At 42.8% G+C, this 1,759-nt stretch carries 3 protein-coding genes; all 3 read right to left on the bottom strand.

Annotated elements, in window-relative coordinates; translation table 11 throughout:
* Positions 1 to 53: 53 nt before the first annotated feature.
* Genes WS40_RS10470 through WS40_RS11690 form a run of 3 tightly spaced genes read right to left on the bottom strand, consistent with a single transcriptional unit; the run spans position 54 to position 1,652 of the window.
* A complete protein-coding gene (locus WS40_RS10470) occupies positions 54 to 305 on the bottom strand; it encodes a hypothetical protein (protein WP_046442175.1) in 252 nt (83 codons plus the stop codon).
* A 12-nt stretch (positions 306 to 317) separates the two neighbouring features.
* On the bottom strand, positions 318 to 806 hold the full coding sequence (locus tag WS40_RS10465) for a gamma-glutamylcyclotransferase family protein (protein ID WP_046442173.1): 489 nt from the start codon (positions 804 to 806) through the stop codon (positions 318 to 320).
* A 12-nt stretch (positions 807 to 818) separates the two neighbouring features.
* Entirely contained in the window at positions 819 to 1,652 is an 834-nt protein-coding gene (locus tag WS40_RS11690; protein ID WP_325208539.1) for a hypothetical protein, read from the bottom strand.
* Between the last annotated feature and the right edge of the window lie 107 nt (positions 1,653 to 1,759).

The following is a 1,759-nucleotide window of genomic DNA, read 5'->3' as shown; positions in this document are numbered from 1 at the left end:
AATATGACAACTTAAAATATAAATAGTAAAAATAAGTGCTCATAATGTCAAAATTATGACTTTAAGTCAATAAACTTCCCCTCACAATCAATAAAATCCTTCGCCAACTGTTCCGCCTCAGCCAAACTGTCCTCCAGTATCTCAAACCCCACCGCAGCAGTAAAATTGTCGATCTCGTCCTGCTCATTTTTATAAGCAAAGATCTGTATCAAAAAGCCCTCACAGAGAATTTTATCACCTTTTTTGTCAACTCTGGGGATATATTTGTCTGGCGTAATTCTCACATAAAAATCCTTGTATCTCATTCCACCACCTCCTTAAAGCTTCAATTGAAGATCATTATCTTCGTCAAGCTCTTCATCTTGAATTTCATCAAAATACTGTTCGCAAACCGACCTTTCAAGTGCCGCCCTCAGATAGCTTGTGTCCATACCGTTCGCCTCATATCCCTGATTTATGACGTTGTAATAATAACTGGTCGGCGGCGATATCTGTCCTTTGTTCATCAAGTACGCCATGCACTCTTTCTTTTCTCCGTCTATCTCTATCTCAAACAGCTCCTTGCGGTAAAGATTCGGAAAGCCCTCATACCTGTCAAGGCTGTGTTCGTCACGTCCGTCTATCTCCCATATGAGTATGGGGACTTCCGATTTATCATTCGGCACGATCGTCGCAACACCTCTGAATTCAAGCTCGTAGCCTTTAAGCATCTCCTTGCTTACGATCTTTGAATTTGGACAGCGATGTGCCATCTGTTCAAGGTTGATGTTGCTGCCATAGGCAATGTATAATCTTTTGTATTCCATTTTTTCCTCCTATCACATTGACATTTCAATGCCCATTTCTTCATCTTCTTCAAAGCCCTCACATTCGCTTTCTGACGGCTCAATGTGTTCTTCGGGCACATTTCCCACTTGTGTGCTGTTATCGCTTACAGGCTCGACACGCTGCTGACGTGCGGCTTGTCTCTCCGCTTCACGCTTTTCTTTCAGCTTTGCCCTTGCTGCAATGCCGTCCTCCGGATGCCTCCATGCAATATCGCCTTCCAGATGTTTCAGCAAGTAAGATCTGCAATTCTTGAATTCTTCACCTATCAGCCCCAGATTCAATAGCCATACCCGAAAGCTATACCGCATATTATCACTTTGAGAAACGTGCGGAGAACAATATTTCTTGGTCATTGTCCAATTGTCGTCCTGCTTTTTAAAGTCCAACATTCTTACGACCAGACCGCCGCTGTACATATTGCCCACACCTTTATAATGTCCGTCATTGCTCAGTATATAGACCTTGCAGGTCTCATCGTCGATACTCTGCACGCCCATAAGATAATGGGATTCCACAAAAAAGTCGTTTTTGCCTGCATTCTCATAGTCATTTGCTTCGCCTCTATTGTATGTGCGCATTATCACCGCATTTGAGATATCCTCGTCAGTGAGACCCTCTGGCAGTTGGTGGACGACCTCCGCATCACAGCCCTTATAAAAATAGCGTCCTCCAATGCCGTGAGTTTTGTAATAAAACGACACGAACTTTGCCCCTAAAACGACAACTATCACAGTTATCAGCACAAGGAATACCAACAGTTTCACATACACCTTCTTTTTCGGCTCTTCATAAGCTGCGTTTGTTTCTTTATTTACATCGTTCATATTAAGCACCCCTTTGGTATGATATTAGCATAGTCCAAACTGCTGACTACAGTGGTGACAGGCTATGCTTATTTTGATATAATAAGAAGGTAATGGACTGACGGTCA

Source organism: Ruminococcus sp. N15.MGS-57, assembly GCF_000980385.1.
GTDB classification, from domain to species: Bacteria; Bacillota; Clostridia; order Oscillospirales; family Ruminococcaceae; genus Hominimerdicola; species Hominimerdicola aceti.
Note: the sequence above shows the minus strand (reverse complement) of the source record. Positions and strands in the feature narration are given on the sequence as shown.